The organism is Blastococcus goldschmidtiae (assembly GCF_031845325.1).
GTDB lineage: Bacteria > Actinomycetota > Actinomycetes > Mycobacteriales > Geodermatophilaceae > Blastococcus > Blastococcus goldschmidtiae.
Window position 1 is genome coordinate 98,188 of record NZ_JAVREI010000003.1, and the last position, 26,239, is coordinate 124,426.

Here is a 26,239-nt window from a genome sequence, read left to right on the forward strand (position 1 = left end):
GGTCCGAGCCGCGGGCTCAGCTGGCGCCGTCGAACAACGAGGTCACCGAGCCGTCCTCGAAGACCTCCTTGATCGCCCGCGCGAGCAGCGGGGCGATGGACAGGACGGTCAGCTTGTCGAACCGGCGCTCGGGCTCGATGGGCAGCGTGTTGGTGATGATGACCTCGCTGACCTTGCTGTTCGAGAGCCGCTCGACGGCCGGGCCGGAGAGCACGCCGTGCGTGGCGGCGACGATGACGTCGGCCGCACCCGCGTCGAAGAGCGTCTCGGCGGCCTTCACGATCGTGCCGCCGGTGTCGATCATGTCGTCGACCAGGATGCAGACCCGGCCCTCGACCTCGCCGACCACGCGGTTGGCGACGACCTCGTTGGCCACCAGCGGGTCGCGGGTCTTGTGGATGAAGGCCAGCGGCGTGCCGCCGAGCTTGTCGCTCCACCGCTCCGAGACGCGCACCCGGCCGGAGTCGGGCGAGACGACGGTGATGTCGCGGTCGCCCCACCGCTCCTTCACGTGGTGGATGAGCAGGTCGAGGGCGAAGAGGTGGTCGACGGGGCCGTCGAAGAAGCCCTGGATCTGGGCGGTGTGCAGGTCGACGGTCATCAGCCGGTCGGCACCGGCGGTCTTGAACATGTCGGCGACCAGCCGGGCGGAGATCGGCTCGCGGCCGCGGTGCTTCTTGTCCTGCCGGGCGTAGGGGAAGAAGGGGGCGACGACGGTGATCCGCTTGGCCGACGCGCGCTTGAGCGCGTCCACCATGATCAGCTGCTCCATGAGCCAGGTGTTGATGGGCGCGGTGTGGCTCTGCAGCACGAAGGCGTCGCACCCGCGCACCGACTCCTCGAACCGCACGAACAGCTCGCCGTTGGCGAACTCGTAGGCCGCGGTCGGGGTCGGGGTCACCCCCAGGTGACCGGCGATCTCGGTGGCGAGCTCGGGGTAGGCCCGGCCGGAGAAGAGCATCAGGCTCTTGTTGGTGGTCTGCCGGATGGCGCTCATCGGGTCTGCTGTCCCTCGTCGTCGTCGTGCGCCCCTGGGTTCGGGGGTGCGTCGTTCTCGGGGGCGTCCGCCCGCCGCTCTGCGGCTGCGGCGGCCTCCGCGGCGGGAGTACCCGGCCGTCGGCGCCGGACCCAGCCTGCCACATTTCGCTGAGGACCCCGCGCGACGCCCATCGCCCCGGGGGGGACGTCGTTGGTGATGACCGACCCCGCGGCGGTGTAGGCGCCATCGCCGATCGTGACCGGCGCCACGAGCATGGTGTCGGAGCCGATCCGGACGTGGTCGCCGATGGTCGTGCGGTGCTTGGTCACGCCGTCGTAGTTCACGACGACGGTCGCCGCCCCGATGTTGGCGCCGCGGCCGATGCTCGCGTCGCCGACGTAGGACAGGTGCGGCACCTTCGACTCCTCGCCGATGTCGGCGTTCTTCGTCTCCACGAAGGCGCCGACCTTGCTGCCCCGACCCAGCCGCGTCCCGGGACGGAGGTAGCTGAACGGACCGACGGAGGCCTCGGGCCCGACGACCGCTCCCAGGCAGTGCGACCGGACCACGCTCGCCCCGGCCTCGACGACGCAGTCGACCAGGGTGCTGTCGGGTCCGACGACCGCGCCGGAGGCGACGGTCGTGGTGCCGAGGAGCTGGGTGCCGGGCTGCAGGACGGCGTCGGCCTCGGCGGAGGCGGTGACGTCGACCCAGGTGGTCTGCGGGTCGACGATGGTGACGCCGGCGCGCATCAGGTCGTCGAGCACGCGGTCGTTGAGCGTCCGCCGCCGCTCGGCCAGCTCCCGGCGGTCGTTGCAGCCGAGGACGTCGTCGGGGTCGTCGGCCAGCACCGCCGCGGTCGGTGCCCCACCCTCGACCAGCGGCGCGAGCGCGTCGGTGAGGTACTGCTCGCCCTGGGCGTTGGCCGAGCCGATGCCGGCCAGCACGCGGCGCAGCGTGCCGGCGTTCGCGACGTACACGCCCGCGTTGACCTCGCGGATGGCGCGCTGCTCCGCCGTGGCGTCGCGCTCCTCGACGATGGCCCGGGGCGCTCCGCTGTCGTCCCGGACGATGCGGCCGAGCCCGGTGGGGTCGTCCACCTCGGCGGTCAGGACGGTGAAGACGCTGCCGGCTGCGTCGTGGGCCGCGACGAGGCCGGCGAGCGTGCGGGTGGTCAGCAGCGGCGAGTCTCCGTTGAGGACCAGGACGGAGCCCTCCACGTCGGGCACGGCGGCCAGGGCCACCTCGGCGGCGTGGCCGGAGCCCAGCTGCTGCTCCTGCACGACCGCCAGGGCGCCGGGGGCGACGTCCCGGAGGTGCGCCTCCACCTGGTCCCGGCCGGCCCCCACGACGACGACGGTCGTGCCGGCCGCCAGCGGCGCAGCGGCGGCCAGGACGTGCCCCAGCAGGCTGCGGCCGCCCAGGGCGTGCAGGACCTTCGGCGTCGACGAGCGCATGCGGGTGCCCTGGCCGGCGGCCAGGACGACGACGGCTGCGACGACCGGCTGGCCTGCGGGATGGGGCGAGGACGGAACCTGGCTGGCCACGGATCTCCTCCGACGGTGACGGCACGGCTGCTGGGGGACTCGGACTCGAACCGAGACTGCACGGCTCCAAAGGCCGGCGGGCTGCCGATTACCCCATCCCCCACCCGCGGCGCCGGCGGACGGCGTCGCGGGGGTGCCCGCGCGGACCGGCACCCGGGGGCGAGCCTAAGGGCCGGGCGGCGGGAGGGGACACCTCCGGCACCCGCGCGGAGCGTCCGCCGGGACTCCGTCCCGGGTCGCGGACCTCCCTACGCTGCCGTAGGTTGGGCTCCACACAGCCCGGAGCACGCCGGTTCGAACCGCGCCCGGAGCAATCGTCACACCGCCCAGGAGTTCCCTTGTCCGCTCCCGCACTCACCCGGCCCACGGCTCCCCCCCGCGCCGAGCCCTACGCCGGGTTGCCGGCCAACGCCATCGGCCGGCACAAGAGCACGCTCGAGATCGTCACGCTCTACGTGATCGTGCTCGTGCCGTTCGTCGCCCTCGCCGCGGTGATCCCCGCGGTCTGGGGCTGGGGCATCTCCTGGCTGGACGTCGGACTCGCCGTCGGCTTCTACTACCTCGCCCTGCTCGGTGTGACGGTCGGCTTCCACAGGCACTTCACGCACGCCTCCTTCAAGGGCACGCGGCCGCTGCGCCTCGGGCTGGCCGTCGCCGGCTCCATGGCGATCCAGGGCCCGGTCAACCAGTGGGTCGCCGACCACCGCCGGCACCACGCCTTCGCCGACCGCGCCGGCGACCCGCACTCCCCGTGGCGCTACGGCACCGACCTGCGCTCGCTGCTGAAGGGCATGTTCCACGCTCACCTCGGCTGGCTGTTCGACCGCCGCAAGACCAACCAGGAGCGGTACGCACCCGACCTGCTCAAGGACCGCGGCCTCGTCCTGATCAGCAGGACGTTCGTGGTGTGGGCCTTCCTCAGCCTGGCGCTCCCCGCCGTCCTGGGCGGTCTGATCACCGGCAGCTGGGCCGGGGCATGGTCGGCGTTCTTCTGGGCCGGCCTGGTCCGCGCGGCGCTGCTGCACCACGTGACCTGGTCGATCAACTCCGTCTGCCACGTGGTGGGCAACCGGCCCTTCGCGTCCCGCGACCGGGCGACCAACTTCTGGCCGCTGGCGATCCTCAGCGGCGGCGAGTCCTGGCACAACCTGCACCACGCCGACCCGACGTGCGCCCGCCACGGCGTGCTGCGCGGCCAGATCGACATCAGCGCCCGCGTCATCTGGGTCTTCGAGAAGCTCGGCTGGGCCTCCCACGTCAAGTGGCCCGACCCCGTGCGGCTGGCCGCCAAGCGCCGCGTCGAGGCCCCGGCCACGTCCTGAAAGAGGACCCCCTCCTCCCCACCCCTCGCAAGCTCGCGGCGGGACCCGGGAGGGGGCCGGACAGCGGGCCGGCCCGACCGCGCGTGCGGATGACCGGGCCCCAGCGCCGCGAGCAGCTGCTCGACGTCGCACGGGAGCTGTTCGGCCGGCAGGGTTTCGGCGCCACCTCGATCGAGGAGATCGCCGCCCACGCCGACGTCAGCAAGCCGGTCGTCTACGAGCACTTCGGCGGCAAGGACGCTCTGCACGGCGTCGTCGTCGACCGGGAGATGCAGCGCCTGCTCGGCCGGTTCACCGAGGCGCTGTCGGACCCCGGGCACCCCCGGGAGCTGCTGCAGCGGGCCGCGCTGGTGCTGCTCGAGTACATCGAGTCCGACACCGACGGCTTCCTCGTGCTCACCCGGGACGCCCCGGTCACCAGCGGGATGGGCAGCTACCCCTCGCTCATCGGCGAGGTCGCGCGCAAGGTCGAGCACATACTCGGCGAGCAGTTCGGCGTCCGGGGGTACGACCCCCGGCTGGCCGCGCTCTACAGCCAGGCGCTGGTGGGCATGGTGGCGCTCGTCGGCCAGTGGTGGCTGGACACCCGGTCGCCGGACAAGCGCGACGTGGCGGCGCACCTGGTGAACCTCGCCTACAACGGCCTGTCCCACCTCGACGCCCGGCCGGACCTCTTCGACGGCCCGCCCGGGCCCTGAGTCCGGGTCAGCCGACCAGGCGGGCGCCCGGCACCGGCCCGGAGACCACGCGGAGGGTGCGGAAGACGCCCTCGGCCGCCAGCGTCGCGGCCAGCCGCACGGCGGCCGCCTCGTCCTGCACCAGCGCCGCAACGGTCGGACCCGAGCCGCTCAGCAGGACGCCCAGCGCGCCCGCCGCGGTCGCCGCCCGTACCGCCCGACCGAGCTCCGGGCGCAGCGCGATCGCCGGCGCCTGCAGGTCGTTGCCGAGCGCCGCGGCCAGGGCCGCGGGCGGTCCGCTGCGCAGCGCCGCGATCACCGGCTCGGCGGGCAGCAGGTCCGTGCCGTCGGGCACCCGGCCGGCGGCCCGGAGCCGGTCCAGCTCGGCGTAGACCGCCGGCGTCGACAGGCCCTCGCCCGCGATGCCGAGCACGACGTGCCACGACCGCCCGGCCAGCACGGGGGCCAGCTGCTCGCCGCGCCCCGTGCCCAGCGCGACGCCGCCGAGCAGACTGAACGGCACGTCGCTGCCGAGCCGGGCGGCCAGCGCGGACAGGTCCGCGCGCGACGCCCGCGTCCCCCAGAGCGCGTCCAGGGCGACCAGCGCGGCAGCGGCGTCGGCGCTGCCTCCGGCCAGGCCGGCCGCGGCCGGGATGGACTTGGCGATCTCCAGGTGGGCATCGGCGCGCACCCCGGCGTGCTCGGCCAGCAACTCGGCCGCGCGCCAGACCAGGTTGCGCCGGTCGGTCGGCACGACCTCGGCGTCCTCACCGGTCACGGCGACGGCCAGCCCCTCCCCCGGTCGCGCGGTGACGCTGTCGAACAGGGAGACGGCGAGGTAGACCGTGCGCAGCTCGTGGAAGCCGTCGGGACGCAGCGGTCCCACGGCCAGGAGCGCGTTGAACTTCGCCGGCGCCCGGGCGGTCACGGCCTCCGCGGTCACGGCTGCACCGCCTCGGTGGCCGCCAGCCGGGCGAAGTCGGTCACCGACAGCTGCTCGCCCCGCGTGGCCGGGTCGATGCCCGCCGCCCGCAGCCGGACCTCGGCCGCGGCCGGGCTCCCCGCCCAGCGGGCCAGCGCCGCACGCAGGCTCTTGCGGCGCATGCCGAAGGCCGCGTCGACGACGGCGAAGGTGGCCTTCCGGTCCCCGGCCGGCGGTGGGCGCCGGACCAGGGCGACCAGACCCGAGTCGACGTTGGGCTCGGGCCAGAAGACCCGCCGGCCGACGTTGCCGGCCCGGCGCACCTCGCCGTACCAGGCGGCCTTGACCGAGGGGACGCCGTACGCCGAGCCGCCGGGCGGGGCGGCCAGCCGCTCGGCCACCTCGGCCTGCACCAGGATCAGCGCCCGGTCCAGGGTGGGCAGCAGGTCGAGCAGGTGCAGGAGCACGGGCACCGCGATGTTGTAGGGCAGGTTGGCCACGAGTGCCGTAGGCGGGGCGCCGGGCAGCTGCCGGATCCGCAGGGCGTCGTCCTCGACGACGGTCAGCCGGCCGGCCAGGTCGGGACGGCGTTCGGCGACCGTCCTCGGCAGCAGCTCGGCGAGCCGGGCGTCGATCTCGACGGCGGTCACCGCGGCCGCGGCGGGCAGCAGCCCGAGGGTGAGCGAACCGAGCCCCGGCCCGACCTCGAGCACGACGTCGTCGGGCCGCAGGTCCGCGGTGCGCACGATCCGCCGGATCGTGTTCGCGTCGTGCAGGAAGTTCTGCCCGAGGCTCTTGGTGGGACGCAGGTCGAGCTGCTGGGCCAGCTCGCGGATGGTCGCGGGGCCCAGCAGCCCGTCCGGCTGCTCCGGGTTCGTGCTCAGCAGCGTCCGATCAGAGGTTCTTGCCGCAGTGCGGCCACTGGCCGGCACCGGAGCGGTTGTACAGCAGCTGCGCGCGGTAGGTCTGCTCGTCGACGGACGCCGCCGCCGGGTCGCCGGTGCCACCGACAGCGTTCCAGGTGGCCTGCGAGAACTGGTACATGCCGCGGTACTTGCCGGTGCTGCTCACCGCGTCGGGGCGGCCACCGGACTCGCACTTGGCCAGCGCAGCCCAGTTGAGGCCGTCGGCCGAGGGGCGGTTGGTCGGGCGGGCCTTCGTGCCGACGGCGACCTGCTCGGTCACCGGTGCGCGGTCGACGACGGTGCTCAGCGTCTCGCGTGCGGTCTCCACCCCGTCGGTGATGGTGACGCGGTAGGTGATGGTCTGCTGCCCGTCGACGCCCTCGGTCGTGACCTCCTTCTCGCCGGCGAAGGCCTCGGGGTCCTTGGTCTCGGCGACCTCGTGCGGCACGGGGAGGGTCTCGGTGACGTCCTCGATGCGGACGCGGAAGACCTGCACACGCATCTGGTCCGCCAGCGGCTGCCCGAGGTCGACGCTGGTGTGGTCCACCTCCCCCAGCGCGATGCCCTCGTCGGCGAGCAGGTCGCCGGCGGTCGCCGCGGTGGTGGTGACGACCCGCTCCTGGCCGTCGGCCACGAGGACGACGTCCTTGGGGGTGGTGACCTCCAGGGTCATGCCGTCGAGCGGGAGGCGCTCGCTGCGGCTGGCGGAGAGCACGAGACCGTCGGCGCGCAGACCGAGCTGCTCCAGCGCCTCGTCCACCGACAGGGCGGTCACGTAGACCTCCTGCTCCACCCCGTCGACGCTCAGCTGCAGCGGACGGGCGCGGGTGAACACGATGGTGTCGCCGTCGCCGACCGGCTGGTCGGCAGCCGGGAGGAGGACGTCGTGGGCGGCCGGCGCCAGGCCTTCCTCGTCGAGCACCTCGGCCACGGTGTCGGCGTAGGTGCCGATCCGCTGGGCCTGCCCGTCGACGGTGAGGACGAGGGACTTCTGGGCGATGAAGAACGCCAGCGTCCCGCCCACGAGTCCGAGCAGGACAAGGGCGAAGAGGCTGAGACGGAGCGAGCGGCGCACGGCACATCCAGGGGTCACGGAACCCGGGCAGGAGGAAGGGGCACGCCGCGGTGGACGGCACGCCCGCTGTGGTCGCATCCGGGTCGGTGCCCGACCGGAACTCGGTTCCGGCCGGTCAGCACGACCCGGGGCGTCCTCCACCCCGGCTGTCGATCACGACACGATAACGAACACGGTGCGTGGGGCAACGGTGCGAGACGAGTGAAGCAGACCGACGACTTGTCGCTATGTGGACGCGCCGACACGTGGAGTGACAGCCATGCCGTCGGGCGCGTCCCGACGGCCTGGCCAGGACCGCGGTCGCCCGGTGAGCAAGGACACAGCGTGACCGGCCGCCACACAGGGCACGGGCCTCAGCCCGCCAGCGCCCTGGCCCCCTGGCGGACGGGTCGCACCCAGCTCAGCAGGAAGACCGCCACCGCGACGCCCGACGTCAGGGCGGAGAACCCACCGGCGACCAGCGCGACCGGCAGCAGGTCGAAGTGCTCGGTCACCCGGTCCCCCAGGTCGATGCCCGCCGTCAGCAGCAGTGCACCCAGCGGCAGCAGCCCGAGCACGCTCGCCGCCGCGGTGACCAGGTGGGCGGTCCAGGTGCGCAGCGCCTCGTCGACGGGCACGTCCGCCCCCGCCGCGGGCACCGGTCGCCGGACCGCCCGGAACAGGGCCAGCTCGGCCAGCAACCAGGCGACGGCGGGGACGGCCACCGCCGTCCAGCCCACGGCGTCGCTCAGCTCACCGGCCGACCACAGCCACGCACCGGCGGCGACCGCGCCGGCGACCACCGCCCGGGTCGACCAGACCAGCCAGCCCGAGACCAGTTCGGCCTGCTTCGGCCGACGGTGCGGCTGGGCAACGACCCACCGCGGGCGGGGGCGGGTCACCTCGGCGAACAGCACGCCGGCCAGCAGCCCCAGCGCGAGGGCGGGCACCCAGAGGAACACCGACGCCTCGGCCCACAGCACGATGCTGCCGACGATCCCGGCGATGCCCAGCACCAGACCCAGCCGGCGCCAGCGACGACCGTGCACGGCCTGCTGCGTCAGCGCGGCCGACCCCTCCGCCGTGGGTTCCGCGAGCTCGACCGATCCCCCCGCCACCGCCCGCCGGTCGCCCGCCCGCGCCCAGGCGCGAGCCAGCAGCACGCCCGGCACCAGGACGGCGATGAACAGCACGACAGCGATGAGACGGCCCACGGTGTGCATTGTCGTCCTCCGGACGACATCGCGGCCATGACACCGTCGTCCTCCGGACGACACCGCGTCCACGAGCAGTTCCCGGCCTGCTCGGAGCCGCTCCCGTCCTTCCTCCGGGGACCCTCCGGGCCCCCGTCGTCAGGACCGCTTCGCGGGTGCGTCCCGTCGTTCCTCGGGGGAGCCTCCGGGCCCCCGCTCGTCACGACACCGTGGTCGGTCGGCTCAGTCGTCCTTCCCCCAGGGGCCGAAGACTCGTTCGGCGGTCTTCGTCAGGGCGGAGCACAGCTCGTCGAGATCGGTGCCGGTGACGTCGGCGAGGGCGCGGACGGTGTGCGGGACCAGGCGGGAGGCGTTGGGGCGGCCGCGGTGCGGCATCGGCGTCAGGAACGGCGAGTCCGTCTCCACCAGCAGCTGCGACAGCGGGGTGCGGGCGGCGGCCTCGCGGAGGTAGCCGGCGTTGCCGAAGGTCAGGGTCCCGGCGAAGGAGAGCACGAAGCCGCGGTCGACGCACGCCTCCGCGAACGCGGCGTCGCCCGAGAAGCAGTGGAAGACCGTGTTCTCGGGGGCGCCCTCGTCGTCGAGCACCCGCAGGATCTCCCCGTGCGCGTCGCGGTCGTGGACGACCAGCGCGATCCGGTGCTCCTTGGCGATCCGGATGTGCGCCCGGAAGGACGCCTCCTGCGCGTCCCACCCCTCGGGCCCGGTGCGGAAGCGGTCCAGGCCGGTCTCCCCCACGGCCCGCACCCGCGGGTGGGCGGCCAGCCGGTCGATCTCGGCCAGCGCCTCGTCGGTCGCCTTGCCGGCGCCCGCCTCGTTCGGGTGCAGCGCGACCGCGGCGAGCACGGCGGGGTGCCGGGCGGCCAGCGCGGCCGACCAGCGGGACGACGCGACGTCGACACCGACCTGGACCAGCCGGGTCACATTGACCGCCGCCGCGGCCGCGATCTCGGCGTCCACGGCGGCGTCGGAGGCCCACTCGCCGTGCTCGTCGTCGGCCGGCCGCTCCCCCAGCACGATGTCGAGGTGGGTGTGGCTGTCCAGCGCCGGGGCCGGCAGCGGCTCCGGGGAGGGCGGCGGCTCGCCCCGCCGGTTGGCGCGGGCACTCGCCGACCGGCTCATTCGCCGCCCTCCTCCAGGCGCCGGATCTCGTCGGCGACGATCGACTCGTCGAGCTTGGTGAAGATCGGCGTCGGCGGGGCCAGCGGCGTCCCCGGCGCGGCCAGCGGCGTGGAGCCCCAGACCGCCTGCCCCTGGTCGTAGGGGCCGGTGATGATCGGGTACGGGGAACCGTCGTCGAGGTCGGTGACCTCGTGGATCTCCGGCGCGACCGACCACACGCCGTCCCCGCCCAGGAGCTCGTGCACCTGCTGGGCGGAGTGCGGGAGGAAGGGGGTCAGCAGCGCGTTGCAGTCCTTGATGGCCTGCAGGGCGGTGTGCAGCACGGTGTCCCGGCGGGCCGGGTCCTCCTTGAGCTTCCACGGCGCCTGGTCCGACAGGTACTTGTTGGCCTCGGAGACCACCCGCATCGCCTCGCCGATCGCGGCCTTCTGCCGGTTGCGCGACAGCAGTTCACCGACCTGGCCGAACGCGCCCGACGTGGTGGCCAGCAGGGCGCGGTCGGCGTCGGTCAGCTCGCCCGGGGTCGGGATGCCGCCCACGTTCTTGGCCGCCATCGACACCGAACGGTTGACCAGGTTGCCCCAGCCGGCGACGAGCTCCTCGTTGTTGCGCCGCCGGAACTGCTCCCAGGTGAAGTCGGTGTCCTGGTTCTCCGGGCCGGCGACGGCGATGAAGTAGCGCAGCGCGTCGGCGTCGTAGCGGGCGAGGAAGTCACGCACGTAGATGACGACGTTCCGGGAGGAGGAGAACTTGCGCCCCTCCATCGTGAGGAACTCGCTGGAGACGACCTCCGTGGGCAGGTTCAGCCGGCCCAGCGAGCCGGGGCTGCCGCCCTTGTCGCCCTCGCCGTTGTAGCCGAGCAGCTGGGCGGGCCAGATCTCGGAGTGGAAGACGATGTTGTCCTTGCCCATGAAGTAGTAGGCGTCGGACTCCGGCGACTGCCACCACTGGCGCCAGGCTTCCGGATCACCGGAGCGGCGGGCCCACTCGATCGATGCCGACAGGTAGCCCACCACCGCGTCGAACCAGACGTAGATGCGCTTGTCGGGGCGGTCGCGCCAGCCGTCCAGCGGCACGGCCACGCCCCAGTCGATGTCCCGGGTGTAGCTGCGCGGCTTGAGGTCCTCGAGCAGGTTGACGCTGAAGTTCAGGACGTTGGAGCGCCAGTTCTTCCGCGTCGCCAGCCAGTCGCCGAGCGCCCGGGTGGACGCCGGCAGATCGAGGAAGTAGTGCTCGCTCTCGACGAACTTCGGCGTCTCGCCGTTGATCTTGCTGACCGGGTTGATCAGGTCGGTGGGGTCGAGCTGGTTGCCGCAGTTGTCGCACTGGTCGCCGCGCGCGCCGTCGTACCCGCAGATCGGGCACGTCCCCTCGATGTAGCGGTCGGGCAGCGTGCGGCCGGTGGACGGGCTGATCGCGCCGAGCGTCGTCTTCGGGAAGACGTAGCCGTTCTTCAGCAGCCCCAGGAAGATCTCCTGGCTGACGGCGGCGTGGTTGGCCGTCGTGGTGCGGGTGAACAGGTCGTAGCTCAGCCCGAGCGACTGCAGGTCGTCCACGATGATGCGGTTGTTGCGGTCGGCGATCTGGCGGGGCGTGACGCCCTCGGCGTCGGCCGCCACGGTGATGGGCGTGCCGTGCTCGTCGGTGCCGCTCACCATCAGCACGCGGTTGCCGTTCATCCGCTGGAAGCGGCTGAAGACGTCGGAGGGGACTCCGAAACCGGAGACGTGGCCGATGTGCCGCGGGCCGTTGGCGTAGGGCCAGGCGACCGCGGTCAGGATGTGGCGATCACTCACGCGTCCTCCTCGCTGGCGCTCGTCGGCCGCGCGAGTGACACTGCTCCGTCCCCGCGCAAGCTCGCGAGCTCGCTTGCGTGTTCACAGTACGGAGGCCCGTCCACCCGCTCAGGGGGCAGTCGGGGTCAGGGCTGGTAGACGGTGACCGACGCGGTCTCACCGGTGCGCACGGAGTCCTCCACCGGGCCGAGCAGCGCGACCGCGCCGAGGGCCAGGCCGATGAGGGCGAGGGTGGCGGTGGCGGTGGCGCGGTACGTCGTCGCGGGGTCGGGGCGGCGCTCGACCGCACGGGGACCGGCCGCCAGCCACGCCACCGCCGACGGCGACCCGACCAGCAGCAGCTTGGCCACCGGCACCGCGGCGGCCAGCAGGAGGACGGCGGGCAGCGACAGGCCGGCCGGCAGGGCGATCGGGGTGACGGTGGCCAGGGCGCCGGACGTCGCGACCAGGCCGAGCTCGCCGACGGCGACACCCACCAGCAGCCGGCGGCCGCAGCCGTCGATCACCGAGGCACCGCCGGCGGCGGCCAGCACGATCCAGGCGGCCAGGACCAGCAGCGCGAGGGCGAGCACCGGCCCGGCCGGACGTGACGGCGCGGTGAGCATCCCGTCCAGGCCGTGCAGCGCGACGGCGAGCAGACCGACGGCCTCGACGACCGCGACCAGGCCGGCGAGGGCAGCGGGAAGCGGCAGCCGGCGGGGCGTCGTCCCGGATGCGGTGGTCCGGAGCGACGGCAGCACGGGACGCGGCCACGCGCTGGTGCCGCGGACGTCGTAGACGCTGATCGCCACTGAGATCTCCCTGACCGTTGCCTGCTGCGTTCACGGTCAGCTCGACGTGTCCGCGGGCCCGCTGTAGACCCGGGAGACCGGTTCCACCCGGATGGGTGAGGTGGCGCGGCGGCCCGCCTACGCTGCTTCCGCCCGGCCACGAGGAGATGCCCGATGAGCAGCGCCGACACGTCGTCCGCAGCTTCGACCCCGCCGCTGCCCGATCGCGCGTCGAGCCGCACGGGCTCCGAGGACGTCCAGCCCAGCCCCCGACCCCGCCCGGCCGGCCGGGAGCCGCGCTCGCCGACACGACCCCCCGGCGCCCGCGCCGTCGTCGACTGCGCCGTCTACGTCGACGGACACCGCCAGGCACCGGTCCCGCCGGAGGAGGCGCTCCGGGTCGCGAGGGACGGCGGCGGGTTCGTGTGGCTCGGGCTCTACGAGCCGACGGAGGCCGAGCTCGGGTCGCTGGCCGAGCACTACGACCTGCACCCGCTGGCCGTGGAGGACGCCGTCTTCGCCCACCAGCGCCCGAAGCTCGAGCGCTACGACGATGCGCTGTTCATGGTGCTGAAGACGGCCACCTACGTGGAGCACGAGGAGCTGACCGCGACCAGCGAGGTCGTCGACACCGGCGAGGTCATGGTCTTCCTGGGCGCGCACTACGTGATCACGGTGCGACACGGGCACCACGGCGAGCTGAGCGAGCTGCGCGCGCGGCTCGAGGAGCAGCGAGACCTGCTGTGCCTGGGCCCCGCGGCGGTCCTCTACGCCGTCGCCGACCTGGTCGTGGACACCTTCGTCGACGTCGCCGGAGCGGTCGAGGACGACGTCGAGGAGCTGGAGGCCTCGGTGTTCAGCCCCCGGCGCACCGACGACGTGGGCCGGCTCTACCAGCTCAAGCGCGAGCTCATGTCGCTGCGGCGGGCGGTGGCCCCGCTGGAGGTGCCGCTGGAGAAGCTCGCCGAGCGGCAGATCGACGTGGTCCCGGAGACCATGCGGTCCTACTTCCGGGACGTGTTCGACCACGCCATCCGGGTGCGCGACCAGGTGGCGGGGCTGGACGAGCTGCTGACCTCGATCCTGCAGGCGTCCCTGGCCCGGACGCAGATGGCCGACAACGAGGACATGCGCAAGATCTCGGCCTACGCCGGCATCATCGCCGTCCCCACCGCGATCGCCGGCATCTACGGGATGAACTTCGAGTACATGCCCGAGCTCGACGAGCGGTGGGGCTACCCGGCGGTGCTGTTGGTCATCCTCGCGGCGATCGTCCTGCTGTACCGCGGGTTCAAGCGCAACGGCTGGCTCTGAGGTCGCACGCCTGCGCGCCCATCCACGTCCGGAGTTCCGCTAGTGGTGGATGGGCGCGCAACGCTCATGCGTCCAGCGCGGCCATGATCGTCGCGATGATCTCCGTCGGCCGCCTCCAGTCAGCGGCGGTCACGAAGACGACCTGCCATCCGGCCGCGCGCAGTCGGTTCAACCGGTGGCGGTCCCGCCCGAGCTGAGCCGGTTCCCCGTGCCAGGCACCGTCGTACTCGACCGCGAGTCTCCGTTCGGGCCAGGCGAAGTCGACGCGCGCCACGAACCGGTCTCGGACCATCACGCGGTACTGGGCCACCGGTGGAGGGACGCCGTGCCGATGCATCAGCAACCGCAGCCGCGTCTCCTGCGGTGACTGGGCCAGCCCATCGGCCAGCGCGCACACCGTCCGGGCATGCGCCGCTCCCGGCCCTCGCTCCCGGGCCGCCCGCGCCCGTACCGGCGCCAGGTCGACGACTCCACTGGCGACCAGCTGGTCCACCGCGGCCACCGCCCGATCCGTCGGGAGCGCAGCGGCCAGCCGGACCGCCGTCGCCTCCGCCGTCGTGACAGGGACGTCGCCGCGACGCCAGTGGTCCTCCGGCTGGAGGACGGCCCGCCGGACGACCAGACCGGGGATGCGCCGCTGATGCGAGTCCGGCGGGAGGGTGAGCTCCACGTCGTCGCAGGCGTCGGCGAGGGGAACCCCCCACAGGACGGCGGCGCTCCGTCCGGTCACGACGGCGTCCGGCAGCAGCAGGACAGCACCCCGCACCCGGAGCTCGTGGGTGACCGGGACCTGGGCGTGCACGTACACGTCCCGGAACAGACGACGCCAGGTCGGCCCGTCGAGCTGCCGATGGGTCAGCAGCCCGGCGCGTACGACCGCCGTCCCGCGGAAGAGCCGCCGGCGCAGGAGGGCGGGCACGTGGGGCGGTGGCACCCGTGCACGGTGCAGGAATCCCGGCAGCGCCCCGGCGGCTGTCCACAGGTGCGTGGCATTGCGCGCGGATCCACTCCTGGGAGCATCCCCGACGTGGATGGGCGCGCAGCGGCGCGTGGGCTAGGGCGTCTTCGCGGCGACGACGGCGTCGTAGACGGTCCGCCGCGGCATCCCGGTGCGCTCCACCACCGCCCGGATCGCGTCCTTGCGCGTCGCACCGGCGGCTTCCTCCGCGGCCACCTCCGCCGCGAGGTCCTCCGGCGTGAGCTGCACCGTCCGCTCGGGCGCGCCACCCACCACCAGCGTGATCTCGCCCTTCACGCCGTCGGCGGCCCAGGTCGCGAGCTCGGCCAGCGGGCCGCGACGGATCTCCTCGTAGGTTTTGGTCAGCTCCCGGCACACCGCCGCGGGGCGGTCCTCGCCCAGCACCGCGGCGGCGTCGGCCAGCGCGTCGGCCAGCCGGTGCGGCGACTCGAAGAAGACCATCGTCCGCCGCTCGTCGGCCAGCCCCGCGAAGCGCGCCCGCCGCTCCCCCGCCTTGCGTGGCAGGAAGCCCTCGAAGCAGAACCGGTCGACCGGCAGCCCGGAGACCGCCAGGGCCGTCGTGACCGCGGAGGGTCCGGGTACCGACGTCACGGCGATCCCGGCGTCGATCGCCGCGCGCACCAGCGTGTACCCGGGGTCGGACACCGAGGGCATGCCGGCATCGGTGAGGAGCAGCACGGTCGCGCCGTCGGCCAGCGCGCTCATCAGCCCGGGCAGCCGCGCCTGCTCCACCGACTCGTGGAAGGTCACCACCCGCCCGGCGAAGGTGACGCCGAGGTCCGAGGCCAGCCGGTGCAGACGCCGGGTGTCCTCCACGGCCAGCACGTCGGCGGTCTCCATCACCGACCGCAGCCGCGGACCGACGTCGCCGGGCTGCCCCAGGGGCGCCCCGCCCAGTACCAGCCGTCCACTCACCTCCGCAGCCTGTCACGGCCGGTGCGGCAGGCCCGCCTGCAGGGGCCCGGCGCGAGCTCGCGAGTGGTGGGGGGCAGGGCGGGTCCTTTCACTACCCTGACCAGCATGGCCGTGCTGGCACCCGAGCAGGAGGAGTGGCAGCCGGACCAGCCGCTCCCCCAGCCGGGCCGCCGCCGCGTGCTGCCGCGACGGCGACGGGGCGGCACACCGCCGCTGCCCGCGGACGACCGGTTGTCCTGGCTGCTCACGGCGGTGCTCGGCGTGCTGACGCTGGTCGGCCGGCTGGTCGGCATCGGCTATCCGCGGGAGCTGATCTTCGACGAGGCCTACTACCCGCCGCAGGCCGCGGACCTGCTCCGCTGGGGCTTCGAGTACAACCGCGGCTACACGTTCATCGTCCATCCGCCGCTCGGGAAGTGGCTGATCGCCTCCGGGCAGGCGTTGTTCGGCAACGACTCCTTCGGCTGGCGGTTCCCGAGCGCGGTGGCCGGCACGATCGCCGTCGTCGTCCTCGTGCGGCTGGCGCGTCGGCTGACCGGCTCGACCTTCCTCGGGCTGGTGGCCGGGCTGCTCCTGGCCCTCGACGGCTTCTCCTTCACCCTGTCGCGGATCGGCCTGCTCGACGTCTTCCTGCAGGTCTTCGTCCTCTCGGCGGTGGCCTGCCTGGTGGTCGACCGGGACCGGGTGCGGGCCCGCATCCGCGACGCCGGCGACCGGGCGGCCAGCGGGTTCCGGTTGGGCCCGCGCGGCTGGCGCATCGCCGCCGGGTTCCTGTTCGGCTGTGCCTGCGCGGTGAAGTGGAGCGGCATCTGGTTCCTGGTCTTCTTCGCCGTCGCCTCGCTGCTCTGGGACCGGGCCGCCTGGCGGGACGCCGGTACGCCCCGGCCGACCCGACAAGCCGCTCGCTACGGACTGCCCGGAGCGGTGTGGGCGCTGGGCGCGGTCCCGGTGCTGACCTACCTCGCCAGCTTCACCGGCTGGTTCCTCGGGGAGACCTCGCAGGGCAAGGCCTGGGCCCAGCAGAACCCGGACACCGCCTTTCCCTTCGTCCCCGATGCGCTGCGCTCGCTGTGGCACCAGCACGCCGAGTGGCTGCGCTTCCACAGCGGACTGTCGGCGCCGCACCCGTGGGAGTCCGAGCCGTGGTCGTGGCTGGTGAACGGCCGGCCGATCCTGCTGTGGAACCCGCAGGGGCTGACCGACGACGCCGGCGAGCCCGTGGTGCGCTACATCCTGATGGTCGGCACGCCGACCCTCTGGTTCCTCTTCGTGCCGGCGATGGTGTGGCTGGGCTGGCGCAGCCTGGTCCGCCGCGACGCCGCCGCCGGGGTGGCCGTCACGGCGATCGCCGCGGGCTGGCTGACCTGGCTGGCGAACACCGACCGGACGATGTTCATCTTCTACCTGGCGCCGGCGCTGCCCTTCCTCGTGCTGGCCGTGACCCTGCTGCTGCAGGACGTCCTCGGCCCGCCCGGCAGCGGGACGCGGCGCACCGTCGGCCTCGCCGCGGTCTGCCTCTACGTGGCCCTCGTCGCGGTCACGTTCGTGTACTTCCTGCCGGTGCTCACCGGAGAACCGCTCAGCAACGCGGAGTGGCTGCGGCGGATGTGGTTCCCCTCCTGGTTCTGACCGCACGCTGCGTTCTGACCGCGGTCCGTGGTGCGGGTCAGCCCGGCAGAACCGCTCGCTCGGGACCGGTCCTCGCCAGGCGCTGAGGACACCGGGGCCGACCGTCGCCGGACGGCCCCGGTCTCGCTCAGTAGCGGCGGTCGACCACCCGGCCGGTGGCGGCCGTCCAGGTGATGTAGCCGCGCTCGAAGTTGGTCCGCCGGCCACCGGCGACGCTGAACTCGTCGCTGGTCGGGAAGCCGAGGTAGGACTGCTCCCAGCCCAGCGCGGCCCAGCGCGCGCGGATCGCGCCACGCACCTCGTGGGCCCCCGTCCCGGGCGTCCAGTACACCGAGCCGCCCTCGAAGTGGTTGAACCGCCCCACACCGCCGGGGGTGGGCCACTCGCTGGTCGTCGGGAAGCCCAGGTGGCCCTGCTCGTAGCGGTGCTGGCCCCACTTCGCGTGGATGGCGCCGTGGACGCTGTGCGCACCCACCCCCGGCAGCCAGTAGATGCCGCCGTTCTCGAAGTTGTTGAAGCGTCCGCGCATACCGGGAGTGGGCCACTCGTCGCTGCGCGGGTAGCCGTGGACGCTCCGCTCGAAGCCCATGCTCCGCCAGAGGCGGAAGATCGCGCCGTGCACCTCGTGGGCCCCGGTCGTGGGCGTCCAGTAGAAGTGCGCATCCTCCTTCGTGAACGCGTTGAGGCGGCCCCGCCCGTCCGGCGTCCGCAGCTCGTCGGTCCGCGGCGCACCCCATCTGCCTTCCGCCCCGGTGCGGTCGAAGGCCCCGAAGATGGAGCCGTGCACCTCGTGCGCGCCGTGCTCGGGGGTCCAGTACATCCGCCCGCCGGTGTAGTCCCGGGCGCGCAGCGTGGTGTCCCCGCGTTCGGCGGCGACGGGCGCACCCAGCACGGCCCGCACGGCCGCGTCCGAGGAGTACCGCGCGTCGATCGGGGTGACGTACTGCGCGCGCAGGGTCAGGTCGGCGTCGGGCATGACCACCAGCCGCTCACGCGGCTGCCCGTCGCTCCACCCGGCGAAGAACGCGACGCCGTCGCCGGCCACCGCGGGGGCGCTCACCGAGACGCGCGCACCGGCCGTCACCTCGACCGAGGCGCGCGGCACACCGTTGACGGTGACCGGGCTCGGCGGGGTGGAGACGACGGTGAGCGTCCGCAGCTGCGGCAGGGCGATGAAGATCTGCTCGGCCCGGACGCCGGCGCGGTCGACGGCGGTCGCGGTGATCTGCAGCCGGGTGTCGTCGCCGTGGTCCTCGAAGGGGACGTCGTACACGTCCCCGGTGAAGGAGATCCCCGGGTGGTCGTGGCAGTAGCCGCCGCTGCAGTGGACGAGGACGACGCTCCAGGTCACCGGGAGCGGCCCGTCCTCGGCGTCGACCGCCGACGCGGACAGGCGGACCCGCTCGCCCACGACGTACCGCTCGCTGCTCGGTGGTGCGGTGAGCGAGAGCGCCGGTACGCGGTTGCCGGGCACCACCGTCAGCGTGGCGGTGCCCGTCGCCCCCATGGAATCGGTGACCGTCAACCGGGCGGTCACCGGCGCGGTGCTCGTCCCCTCGTAGGTGTGGGTCACCCGCACACCGGTCACCCGGCGGCCGTCGCCGAAGTCCCAGGCGAAGGTGAGGGCGTCGCCGTCGAGGTCGAAGGACCGGCTCGCGTCGAAGGTGAAGGAGCGCGCGGACGCCGGATCGTTGGTGATGACCGCCTCCGCCGTCGGCGGGCGGTTGCCGGCGGCGTGCACCAGGCGCTTGAGCCGGGAGCTCCCGATGTCGGCGTAGACGATGTCGCCGTTCTCGGCTGCGCCGAACTTGACCGGCAGTCCGTTCTGGACGCCGAACCCGCCGGCCTCGGGCTGGCGCACGAGCCGGCCCTGGTCGTCGTAGCGCAGGGTGTACACCCGCTGGGAGGCGTAGTCGCCGAAGAAGTAGGCCCCCCGGTACTGCTCGGGGTAGGCCGACCCGGTGTAGACGATGCCCCCGGTCACGCTCGTGCCCATCGGCCCGTGCGGATAGGCGTAGAGCGGTGCGGTGTTGGTCTTCCCGGCACAGCCGGGCAGGTCGCGGTATCCCGGGGTCGGGCCGTCCCCCTCCCAGCAGGGCCAGCCGTAGCTGGCGCCGGGCCGGACGAGGTTGATCTCCTCCCAGGTGTTCCAGCCGACGTCACCCACCAGCGGCGCGCCGGTGGCCGGGTCGAGGCTCACGCGGAAGGGGCTGCGGAACCCGCTGGCGTACACCCGGCTGCGCCAGGACGACGGCGCCGCGGCGTCGTAGAAGGGGTTGCTCGCCACGCCACGGCCGTCGGGCGTGACGTGGAGCAGCTTCCCGTACCCGGTGTCGACGTCGAGCGAGCGCAGCGCGGCCGGGTCGACGAACCGGAAGTCGGCGGCGTCGCCCATGGTCACCCAGAGGGTGCCGTCAGGAGCGGCCACGATGCCGGTGATGGTGTGGACGTCGGACCCGATCGGCAGGTCCCAGATGACCCGCTCCGGCGCCAGCGAGGTGGGCGTGGCCCCCTGGACGGCGGCTGCGCTCAGCCGCATCGTCCACTGGTTGTTCACCATCAGCGTGCGGGCGAGGTAGATGACCTTGGACGTCGCGTAGTCGTGCGCCACCGCGATGCCGTTGAGGCCGAGGTCCTGGACGGTGACCACGGGGAGGTGGGCCAGCGTCCGGACCGTCCCGCCGTCGGCGGAGACCCAGGCGACCCGGCCGTTCTTGCCGGTCGTGAAGTAGCTGCCGTCGGGTGCGTAGGCGAAGTCGGTCAGCAACTCGCTCTGGCCGCTGGGCATGTCCCGGACGGCGAACCCCGGCGGCAGCGAGGGCGCAGCCTGGCCGGCTCCCGGCGTCACGACGAGACCTGCCGCGACCAGCGCGGCCACGATCGCCGCGCGCACCACGGCGGCATACCCGCCCTGACCTCGGCGTTTACGCGCCGCATTGCCCCTGATCACGGAGGGATGGGTATCACCTGGACGAACCGCCCACAATCAGAATCCGGACGTGACGGTCTCGGAGAGCGCCACGGCCTCCACATCCCCGAGCGTCGTCACGGAGGGTGTCGGGCTGGCGGCAGGCACAGGCGGTGGACAGGGCCCGGACGCACGAACGCCGCCGGGCGGATGCCCGACGGCGAACGTGGCCTGCTGGGTGGAGCTGAGGGGAGTTGAACCCCTGACCCCCTCGATGCGAACGAGGTGCGCTACCGGACTGCGCCACAGCCCCTTCTGGCCCGACCTTACCGTGCTCTGCTCACGTCGCCACCACCGGGTGGCCCTCCTGCAGGGGCCCGCCGCCGGCCCCGTCCCGAGGCTCGCCCCGAGCGTGCGAGGGGTGAGGAGGACGGGGTCCTTCTCCGGCGGGGGGCAGGAGGGTCCTCTTTCAGAGGTTGGCGACCCGGCGCGGCTCGTACTCGTCGATGTCGGCGAAACCGATGTCGTCGTCGTCCAGGCCGACCACGGCGCTGTGCTGCCAGCCGGCGGGAGCCGGCGTGCGTGCGGTCACCACGCGGCCCCGGAACTGGGCCACCGGCGCCAGGGGCACGCTGGGGTGCGGCAGGCCGGGCAGGGCCTGGGCGGCGACGGTCTCGTGGACCTCCGGCGCCGGCCGCGGTGCGGGTGCACTGCGCGGCTCGGGGAGGACCGCCGGGCGCAGCGCCTCGCGGGCGGCGGCACGGGCGGCCCGGCGGGCGGCCAGCCGCTCGCGGCGGGCCACCTTGCGGAGCACCAGCACGTACCCGACGACGGCGACGTCCAGGACGAGCTGGGCGACCCACAGCCAGGAGCTGTACGCCACGGCGCCGACCAGGGCGAGGACGGCGAGCGCAGCCAGTCCGCCGAGGGTGCGACGGCGCAGCGCGTGCACGTCGACCTTCAGCTCACCGCTGGTGAACAGCGCCTCGCGGTCGATGGACACCCGCTCGGTCTCGGCGTGCACCACGGGGCTCGCTGCCCGACGCCGCTGCAGCGTCCGACCCGAGTCGGCACGCGCCGTCCGGTCGTCCTGCGCGTCGCCGCGGGTCACCACCATGGGCACGAGCACGACGAACCAGAGGACGACCAGAGCAGCCAAGAGCACGCCTGATCCCATTTCGAACACCACCCGTCACATGAGTCACTCGCGAGGGGGAGGTTAGGCAGACAGCCCACTCGAACGAGGGAGGCGCGCGGCGTGTCGCTGATCAGTCGTGTGACTGGTGTGACGAGCAGTCGGCGTGTCGACACAGGAGAGCCGCTGGCCGATCCGGCACCGTGCTAGCGCGCCGGGTCACAACCCGGCTCCGTCCTGCCAGCGGGCCAGCGCGCCCCGCGGCAGGTCGTCGTCCAGCAGCGCGTACGCCAGGTGGTCGCGCCACTCCCCGTCGATGTCCAGGTAGCGGCGCAGCACGCCCTCCTGGACGAAGCCCAGGCGCTCCACCAGACGCCGGCTCGGCTGGTTCTCCGGGCGGATGTCGGCCTGCAGCCGGTGCAGTCCCATCTCGCCGAAGGCGTGGTCGCACACGAGGGCGACGGCGAGGGACGCCATGCCCCGCCCGGCGGCCCCGCGGTCGATCCAGTAGCCCAGCCAGCCCGACCGCAGCGCCCCTCGCACGACGTTGTCCACGGTCACCTGGCCGGCGAGCCGACCCTCGACGCGAATCGCGAGCGGCACCGTGACCCCCGTGCGCGCCCGCCGCGCCAGCGCCCGCCGCATGGCACGGTAGGCCGCCGGGTCGTGCCGCGCCGCCCAGGGCTGCGCGGCGGTGGGCTCCCACGGCCGCAGCCAGTCCTCGTTGGCCGTCCGGAGCCGGCTCCACTCCACGGCGTCCCGGCGGCGCAGCGGGTGCAGCTCCACCGGCCCCCAGCTCAGCCGGGCCGGCCAGCCGGGGTGCGGTGCGGGTTCCAGCTCAGCCGCCGAGCAGGAGCGGCATGACGGTGACGAGGGCCCCGGCGGCCACCTCGGTGACGTCCTCGTCGACGACGATGAGGCAGTTGGCCCGTGCCATGCGGGCCAGCAGTGCCTCGGTGCCGGTGCCCACCGGTTCGACGACGTAGCCGCCGTCGGGGTGGCGCATGACCGTCCCGTGCAGGTACTGGCGGTAGCCGAGCGGCGAGACCAGGGACTGGCCGGCGACCGCCTGGACGGTGCGGCGGAAGAGCTGGCGCTTGCCCAGCATCAGCCGGATCGCCGGGCGGACGAACACCTCGAAGGCCACCAACGCGGCCACCGGCTCGCCGGGGACGCAGATGACCGGCACCTGGTCCCGGCCCAGCCGGCCGAACCCCTGGACGGGACCGGGGTGCATGGTCACCTGACGGAACTGCATCTGGCCCAGCTCCCCCAGCACCTCCTGGACCATGTCGAAGCCGCCAGGGGCGAAGGTGCCCGCGATGAGCACCAGGTCGCTGCGCAGCAGCTGGCTCTCGAGCACCTCGGTCAGCCGGCGCCGGTCGGTCGGCAGGATCCCCGACCGGTAGGCCTCGGCGCCGGCGTCCCGGGCGGCCGCGGCCAGGGCGTAGCTGTTCACGTCGACGACCTGGCCCGGGGCCGGTGAGGTGCCGACGTCGACCAGTTCGGTGCCGGCGCAGAGCACGGCGATCCGGGGCCGCGGTCGCACCAGCACGCGCTCGCGGCCGACCGCGGCCAGCAGGCTGATCTGGGCCGGGCCGATGGGCGTCCCCACCTGGACGGCGGGATCGCCGGGAGCGACGTCGTCGCCGGTGCGGCGCACGTAACCGCCGGCGGGCGGGCCGGCCAGGACGTTCACGTGCACCGCGCCCTGGTCGGTCCAGACCGCCGGGACGACGACGTCGGCGCCGGTGGGCAGCATCGCGCCCGCCGACACCTTGAAGGCCAGGCCCGGACCGATCGACGACGGGACGCCGGCGCCCGCGACGCCCTCGCCCACGACCGCCAGGGCGACCGGTGCGGCGGGCCGTGCGCCCGCGACGTCCTCGGCCCTGACGGCGTACCCGTCGAGGGCCGCCTGGTCGAAGGCCGGCAGCGCGCGCTGGCTGATGACCTCCTCGGCGCAGAGCAGGCCCTGGGCGTCCAGCACCGCGAGCTCGATCGGGTCGGGCTGGGGAACGCTGCTCAGGATCTCGTCGAGGTGCCGCTCCACGGTGCAGATGATCGACAGCGGCACGGACTCCGCCGGGGGCAGCGGGACCGCGCCCTCCACCACCGACCGCGGGGTGGGCAGCGGCGGCGTCATCGGCATGGCGACCTGCGCGGTGTCCCGGTACGCCCCGCCCGTTCCGTCCGTGCCGTCCTGTTCGCCGGTCATCCCCACCACCACCGTTCTGCCGTGCCGTCCGCCGTTCGGCGGCACCGGCCCGCGTGGCTCCTCCGGCCCCGATCGGGAGCCGGCGCGACGCCCCGCGGCCCGATGGTGCCCCCGCGGGGCCCGCTCAGGACGACGACGCGCCCTCGGCGGGCAGCTCGTTGACGAACTCGTGCAGCCAGGCGCGCAGCGGAGGGCCGAGATCGTCGCGCTCGGAGGCCAGCCGGATGACCGCCTTGAGGTAGTCCAGCTTGTCGCCGGTGTCGTACCGGCGGCCGCTGAAGACCACGCCGTGGACGGGATCGCCGCGCTCGACCAGCGTGGCCAGCGCGTCGGTCAGCTGGATCTCCCCGCCCCGGCCCGGCTGCGTCTCGCGCAGCACGTCGAAGACCTCCGGCGCCAGCACGTAGCGGCCGATGATGGCCAGGCTGCTCGGGGCCTCGTCGATCGGGGGCTTCTCGACCAGGCCGGTGACGGCGACGACGTCGCCGCCGTCGGTGCTCGGGGCGACGGCGACCGCCCCGTACTTGTCGATGTTCTCCATGCCCACGTCGAGCAGGGCGATGACCGACCCGCCGTGCTCGGCCTGCACCGCGAGCATCTGCTCCAGCAGGTGGTCGCGGGCGTCGATCAGGTCGTCGCCCAGCAGGACGGCGAACGGCTCGTCCCCGACGAACGCGGCCGCCTGCAGGACGGCGTGGCCGAGCCCCTTGGCCTCGCCCTGCCGGACGAAGTGCACCTGGGCGATGTCGGTCGAGGAGCGGACGGCCTCCAGACGGCCGGCGTCGCCCTTCTTCTCCAGCGCCGCCTCCAGCTCGGGGGTGCTGTCGAAGAAGTCCTCGATGGCGCCCTTGTTCCGGCCGGTCACCATGAGCACCTCGGGCAGGCCGGCGCGGGCGGCCTCCTCGACGATGTACTGGAGGGCCGGCCGGTCCACCACCGGCAACAGTTCCTTCGGCACGGCCTTGGTGGCCGGCAGGAACCGCGTGCCCATCCCCGCCACGGGGATGACGGCCTTCCGTGCAGATCGTGCGCCCGGGCTCGTCATGGCCGCAGCCTAACTAGCCTGCCGGGATGACTCCTGGCCGAGACGCGGTCGCCGCCAAGTCGGCGCTCCGCGAGCAGCACCTCTCGGCGCGCCGGGCGCGACCGGCGGCCGACCGCGCGGCGGCGGCCGCGGCGGTCGCCACGGTCCTGCTCGAGGAACTGGCGGGGGTCCGGACGGTCGCCGCCTACGTACCGGAGGAGACCGAGCCGGGGTACGGCCGGCTGCCGGCGGTGCTCGGCCGCCTGGGCGCGCGCGTCCTGCTGCCGGTGGTCGCGCCGCACGGGCGGGAGCTGGCGTGGGCCGTCGACTCCGGCCGGCTGGCCCCGGGGCGCTTCGGACTCCTGGAACCGGTGGGCCCGCGGCTGGGCGCGGCGGCGGTGGGGACGGCGGAGGTCGTCGTCGTCCCGGCACTGGCGGCGTCGCGGGACGGGGTGCGGCTGGGCCGCGGCGGCGGCTACTACGACCGGGCGCTGTTGCTCACCCAGCCGGGTGCGCTCCTGGTGGCCGTCGTGTACGACGACGAGTTCGTCGACGCGCTGCCCGCTGAGCCGCACGACCAGCGAGTCGGCGCCGTGGTGACCCCCTCCGGCGGCTGGCAGGCGCTCTCCGCCGGTCGCTGAGAGACAGCGCCCCGAGCCCGGCATCGGCGGGTGCTGCCCTTCGTCGCCGCGTTCCTGCATCCGACCTGCCGGTTGTCGCTCACCGCGCACCGCCACGGTGCTCGCGCTGGCGGCCTCGGTCCTGAGTGCGGCCGACCGGGAACCGGCGCGGATCACGACGCCGCACCGGTCGGGCGGTCAGCCCCTGGGACGGAAGAGGAAGTTGTTGACGTAACCGCCGGAGATGACCATGTTGGTGAGCAGCCCCCGGCTGCGCACCGCCTGGGCCATGGAGCGCTGGTCGCGCTCGACATCGAACTCCGAGAACGGCACCCAACGGCGCCGGCGCAGGAAGCTCGTGGAGTAACCGAGCCCTTCGACCAACGCCACGACCTCGTCGACATTGGTCGGCCGGTCGTCATGGGCTTCGACCTCGACCAACAGCACCGGGCGGTGAGTGTTGATGGTGTCGAGCGCTCCCTTCAAGACTTGCGCCTCATGACCTTCGACGTCGATCTTGATGAAGCCGATGGCGTCGGGAAGGTCGACGCTGTCCAACGTCCGCAGCTGAACTGTCAGACCCATGGGATCGGCGAACCCTGGTGTGTGCAGGGTGGAACGGCCTTCACTGCCAGGCCCTCCGGAAGGCACATGCAGCAGGGCCTCTCCTGCTGCCTCGGACAGGGCGACGTTGTGCACCGTCACGTTGGCCGCGCTGACCGACTGCAGGAACTGCGCGACGTGCGGTACCGGCTCGAAGGTGTGTACCGCCGTCGCGCGACGGGAGAGCCAGTACGTCCACGGTCCCCACCAGCCGCCGACGTCCACCGCGGCTTTGTCGGCCGCGACGAAGTCGCGCAGCCGACGCAGCTCGCCCTCGGACATCCGGTATTGCATGGCGATCAGGCGATGCCGCGTTGCGGGCGGCAAGACTGCGAAAGCGGAAGTGAGGGCGCTCATGGCAACTCCGGGTCGCAGTCGCTACGCCCTGTGCGGGCCAATCACGCGTGACCGTACCGCGCCTTCCGCTTGCCGAATGAGGACAGGTAGCCCGTTGGAGCTGTCCATCGACACCAGTCGAGGACTTCGGGTAGCGAGGGCGCCGGAGCCACAGCGCCTGCATCACGAGGGTGCGGTCTGCCAGAGCAACTGTCGACGGTGCGGCTCATCGCCGTCGTGATCGTCCTCGTCC

Annotated in this window: 22 protein-coding genes and 2 tRNA genes; 5 read left to right on the forward strand and 19 right to left on the reverse strand. The window is 73.6% G+C overall.

Translation table 11 applies throughout. From position 1 onward, the window contains the following. Positions 1 to 16 precede the first annotated feature (16 nt). The 3 genes from RM425_RS07365 to RM425_RS07375 form a co-directional block, all read right to left on the reverse strand. On the reverse strand, positions 17 to 997 hold the full coding sequence (locus tag RM425_RS07365) for a ribose-phosphate diphosphokinase (protein WP_311344543.1): 981 nt from the start codon (positions 995 to 997) through the stop codon (positions 17 to 19). Then, a complete protein-coding gene (gene glmU, locus RM425_RS07370; RefSeq protein WP_311344544.1) occupies positions 994 to 2,526 on the reverse strand; it encodes a bifunctional UDP-N-acetylglucosamine diphosphorylase/glucosamine-1-phosphate N-acetyltransferase GlmU in 1,533 nt (510 codons plus the stop codon). The genes RM425_RS07365 and glmU overlap by 4 nt, the downstream gene beginning before the upstream one ends. Positions 2,527 to 2,556: 30 nt before the next feature. Beyond that, positions 2,557 to 2,629 (reverse strand) — tRNA-Gln (locus RM425_RS07375). A gap of 235 nt (positions 2,630 to 2,864) precedes the next feature. On the opposite strand from RM425_RS07375, the gene RM425_RS07380 reads away from it, so the two are divergent. Both RM425_RS07380 and RM425_RS07385 read left to right on the forward strand, forming a co-directional pair. Beyond that, complete coding sequence (locus RM425_RS07380; protein WP_311344545.1) at positions 2,865 to 3,848, forward strand: acyl-CoA desaturase; 984 nt, start codon at positions 2,865 to 2,867, stop codon at positions 3,846 to 3,848. An 89-nt stretch (positions 3,849 to 3,937) separates the two neighbouring features. Next, on the forward strand, positions 3,938 to 4,546 hold the full coding sequence (locus RM425_RS07385) for a TetR/AcrR family transcriptional regulator (RefSeq protein WP_311344546.1): 609 nt from the start codon (positions 3,938 to 3,940) through the stop codon (positions 4,544 to 4,546). Positions 4,547 to 4,553: 7 nt separating this feature from the next. Here RM425_RS07385 and RM425_RS07390 read toward each other — a convergent pair whose 3' ends face one another. From RM425_RS07390 to RM425_RS07420, 7 genes are all read right to left on the reverse strand, one after another. Further along, positions 4,554 to 5,468, reverse strand: a complete 915-nt coding sequence (locus tag RM425_RS07390; protein WP_311344547.1) for a 4-(cytidine 5'-diphospho)-2-C-methyl-D-erythritol kinase — start codon at positions 5,466 to 5,468, stop codon at positions 4,554 to 4,556. Next, positions 5,465 to 6,379, reverse strand: coding sequence for a 16S rRNA (adenine(1518)-N(6)/adenine(1519)-N(6))-dimethyltransferase RsmA (gene rsmA / locus RM425_RS07395; protein WP_311344548.1), 915 nt, complete (start codon positions 6,377 to 6,379; stop codon positions 5,465 to 5,467). The genes RM425_RS07390 and rsmA overlap by 4 nt, the downstream gene beginning before the upstream one ends. After that, a complete protein-coding gene (locus tag RM425_RS07400; protein ID WP_311344549.1) occupies positions 6,342 to 7,427 on the reverse strand; it encodes a ubiquitin-like domain-containing protein in 1,086 nt (361 codons plus the stop codon). The genes rsmA and RM425_RS07400 overlap by 38 nt, the downstream gene beginning before the upstream one ends. Before the next feature lie 353 nt (positions 7,428 to 7,780). Beyond that, entirely contained in the window at positions 7,781 to 8,629 is an 849-nt protein-coding gene (locus RM425_RS07405) for a hypothetical protein (protein WP_311344550.1), read from the reverse strand. A 213-nt stretch (positions 8,630 to 8,842) separates the two neighbouring features. Then, positions 8,843 to 9,739, reverse strand: coding sequence for a TatD family hydrolase (locus RM425_RS07410; RefSeq protein WP_311344551.1), 897 nt, complete (start codon positions 9,737 to 9,739; stop codon positions 8,843 to 8,845). After that, positions 9,736 to 11,535 (reverse strand): methionine--tRNA ligase, encoded by a 1,800-nt coding sequence (gene metG / locus RM425_RS07415; RefSeq protein ID WP_311344552.1) that lies wholly within the window; start codon positions 11,533 to 11,535, stop codon positions 9,736 to 9,738. The genes RM425_RS07410 and metG overlap by 4 nt, the downstream gene beginning before the upstream one ends. A 125-nt stretch (positions 11,536 to 11,660) precedes the next feature. Continuing rightward, positions 11,661 to 12,326 (reverse strand): hypothetical protein, encoded by a 666-nt coding sequence (locus RM425_RS07420; RefSeq protein ID WP_311344553.1) that lies wholly within the window; start codon positions 12,324 to 12,326, stop codon positions 11,661 to 11,663. 153 nt (positions 12,327 to 12,479) lie between these two features. On the opposite strand from RM425_RS07420, the gene corA reads away from it, so the two are divergent. After that, positions 12,480 to 13,619 (forward strand): magnesium/cobalt transporter CorA, encoded by a 1,140-nt coding sequence (gene corA / locus RM425_RS07425; protein ID WP_311344554.1) that lies wholly within the window; start codon positions 12,480 to 12,482, stop codon positions 13,617 to 13,619. A 64-nt stretch (positions 13,620 to 13,683) separates the two neighbouring features. Here corA and RM425_RS07430 read toward each other — a convergent pair whose 3' ends face one another. Then, on the reverse strand, positions 13,684 to 14,553 hold the full coding sequence (locus RM425_RS07430; protein ID WP_311344555.1) for an endonuclease domain-containing protein: 870 nt from the start codon (positions 14,551 to 14,553) through the stop codon (positions 13,684 to 13,686). Between the two features lie 120 nt (positions 14,554 to 14,673). Continuing rightward, the gene (gene rsmI, locus RM425_RS07435) at positions 14,674 to 15,513 is read right to left on the reverse strand and encodes a 16S rRNA (cytidine(1402)-2'-O)-methyltransferase (RefSeq protein ID WP_311344556.1); all 840 of its coding nucleotides are present in this window, start codon (positions 15,511 to 15,513) and stop codon (positions 14,674 to 14,676) included. 105 nt (positions 15,514 to 15,618) lie between these two features. Between rsmI and RM425_RS07440 the strand changes: the two genes are divergently transcribed. Beyond that, entirely contained in the window at positions 15,619 to 17,142 is a 1,524-nt protein-coding gene (locus RM425_RS07440) for a dolichyl-phosphate-mannose--protein mannosyltransferase (RefSeq protein WP_311344557.1), read from the forward strand. 127 nt (positions 17,143 to 17,269) lie between these two features. Here RM425_RS07440 and RM425_RS07445 read toward each other — a convergent pair whose 3' ends face one another. The 6 genes from RM425_RS07445 to galU all read right to left on the reverse strand — a co-directional run bounded on the left by RM425_RS07445 (position 17,270) and on the right by galU (position 24,448). Beyond that, a complete protein-coding gene (locus RM425_RS07445) occupies positions 17,270 to 20,092 on the reverse strand; it encodes a PQQ-dependent sugar dehydrogenase (RefSeq protein WP_311344558.1) in 2,823 nt (940 codons plus the stop codon). 197 nt (positions 20,093 to 20,289) lie between these two features. Then, positions 20,290 to 20,363, reverse strand: a tRNA-Ala gene (locus RM425_RS07450). 156 nt (positions 20,364 to 20,519) lie between these two features. Next, entirely contained in the window at positions 20,520 to 21,215 is a 696-nt protein-coding gene (locus RM425_RS07455) for a hypothetical protein (RefSeq protein WP_311344559.1), read from the reverse strand. Positions 21,216 to 21,404: 189 nt separating this feature from the next. Beyond that, a complete protein-coding gene (locus RM425_RS07460; RefSeq protein ID WP_311344560.1) occupies positions 21,405 to 21,971 on the reverse strand; it encodes a GNAT family N-acetyltransferase in 567 nt (188 codons plus the stop codon). Positions 21,972 to 22,023: 52 nt separating this feature from the next. Beyond that, positions 22,024 to 23,403 carry a molybdotransferase-like divisome protein Glp gene (glp, locus tag RM425_RS07465; protein ID WP_311344561.1) on the reverse strand — a complete coding sequence of 460 codons (1,380 nt, stop codon included), beginning with the start codon at positions 23,401 to 23,403 and terminating at the stop codon, positions 22,024 to 22,026. A gap of 124 nt (positions 23,404 to 23,527) precedes the next feature. After that, positions 23,528 to 24,448: a UTP--glucose-1-phosphate uridylyltransferase GalU gene (gene galU, locus RM425_RS07470; protein WP_311344562.1), complete on the reverse strand. Its 921-nt coding sequence runs from the start codon at positions 24,446 to 24,448 to the stop codon at positions 23,528 to 23,530. Positions 24,449 to 24,474: 26 nt separating this feature from the next. Between galU and RM425_RS07475 the strand changes: the two genes are divergently transcribed. Continuing rightward, complete coding sequence (locus RM425_RS07475) at positions 24,475 to 25,068, forward strand: 5-formyltetrahydrofolate cyclo-ligase (RefSeq protein WP_311344563.1); 594 nt, start codon at positions 24,475 to 24,477, stop codon at positions 25,066 to 25,068. A 177-nt stretch (positions 25,069 to 25,245) separates the two neighbouring features. Here the strand turns inward: RM425_RS07475 and RM425_RS07480 are convergent, their stop codons facing one another. Continuing rightward, positions 25,246 to 26,007, reverse strand: coding sequence for an FkbM family methyltransferase (locus RM425_RS07480; RefSeq protein ID WP_311344564.1), 762 nt, complete (start codon positions 26,005 to 26,007; stop codon positions 25,246 to 25,248). Positions 26,008 to 26,239 lie beyond the last annotated feature (232 nt).

Bases quoted from the DNA above. Each gene is read 5' to 3' on its own strand.
- RM425_RS07385 (WP_311344546.1), top strand. From the start codon at position 3,938: ATGACCGGGCCCCAGCGCCGCGAGCAGCTGCTCGACGTCGCACGGGAG.
- galU (WP_311344562.1), bottom strand. From the start codon at position 24,448: ATGACGAGCCCGGGCGCACGATCTGCACGGAAGGCCGTCATCCCCGTG.
- RM425_RS07475 (WP_311344563.1), top strand. From the start codon at position 24,475: ATGACTCCTGGCCGAGACGCGGTCGCCGCCAAGTCGGCGCTCCGCGAG.
- RM425_RS07410 (WP_311344551.1), bottom strand. From the start codon at position 9,739: ATGAGCCGGTCGGCGAGTGCCCGCGCCAACCGGCGGGGCGAGCCGCCG.
- RM425_RS07480 (WP_311344564.1), bottom strand. From the start codon at position 26,007: ATGAGCGCCCTCACTTCCGCTTTCGCAGTCTTGCCGCCCGCAACGCGG.
- RM425_RS07365 (WP_311344543.1), bottom strand. From the start codon at position 997: ATGAGCGCCATCCGGCAGACCACCAACAAGAGCCTGATGCTCTTCTCC.
- RM425_RS07405 (WP_311344550.1), bottom strand. From the start codon at position 8,629: ATGCACACCGTGGGCCGTCTCATCGCTGTCGTGCTGTTCATCGCCGTC.
- corA (WP_311344554.1), top strand. From the start codon at position 12,480: ATGAGCAGCGCCGACACGTCGTCCGCAGCTTCGACCCCGCCGCTGCCC.
- RM425_RS07440 (WP_311344557.1), top strand. From the start codon at position 15,619: ATGGCCGTGCTGGCACCCGAGCAGGAGGAGTGGCAGCCGGACCAGCCG.
- glp (WP_311344561.1), bottom strand. From the start codon at position 23,403: ATGACCGGCGAACAGGACGGCACGGACGGAACGGGCGGGGCGTACCGG.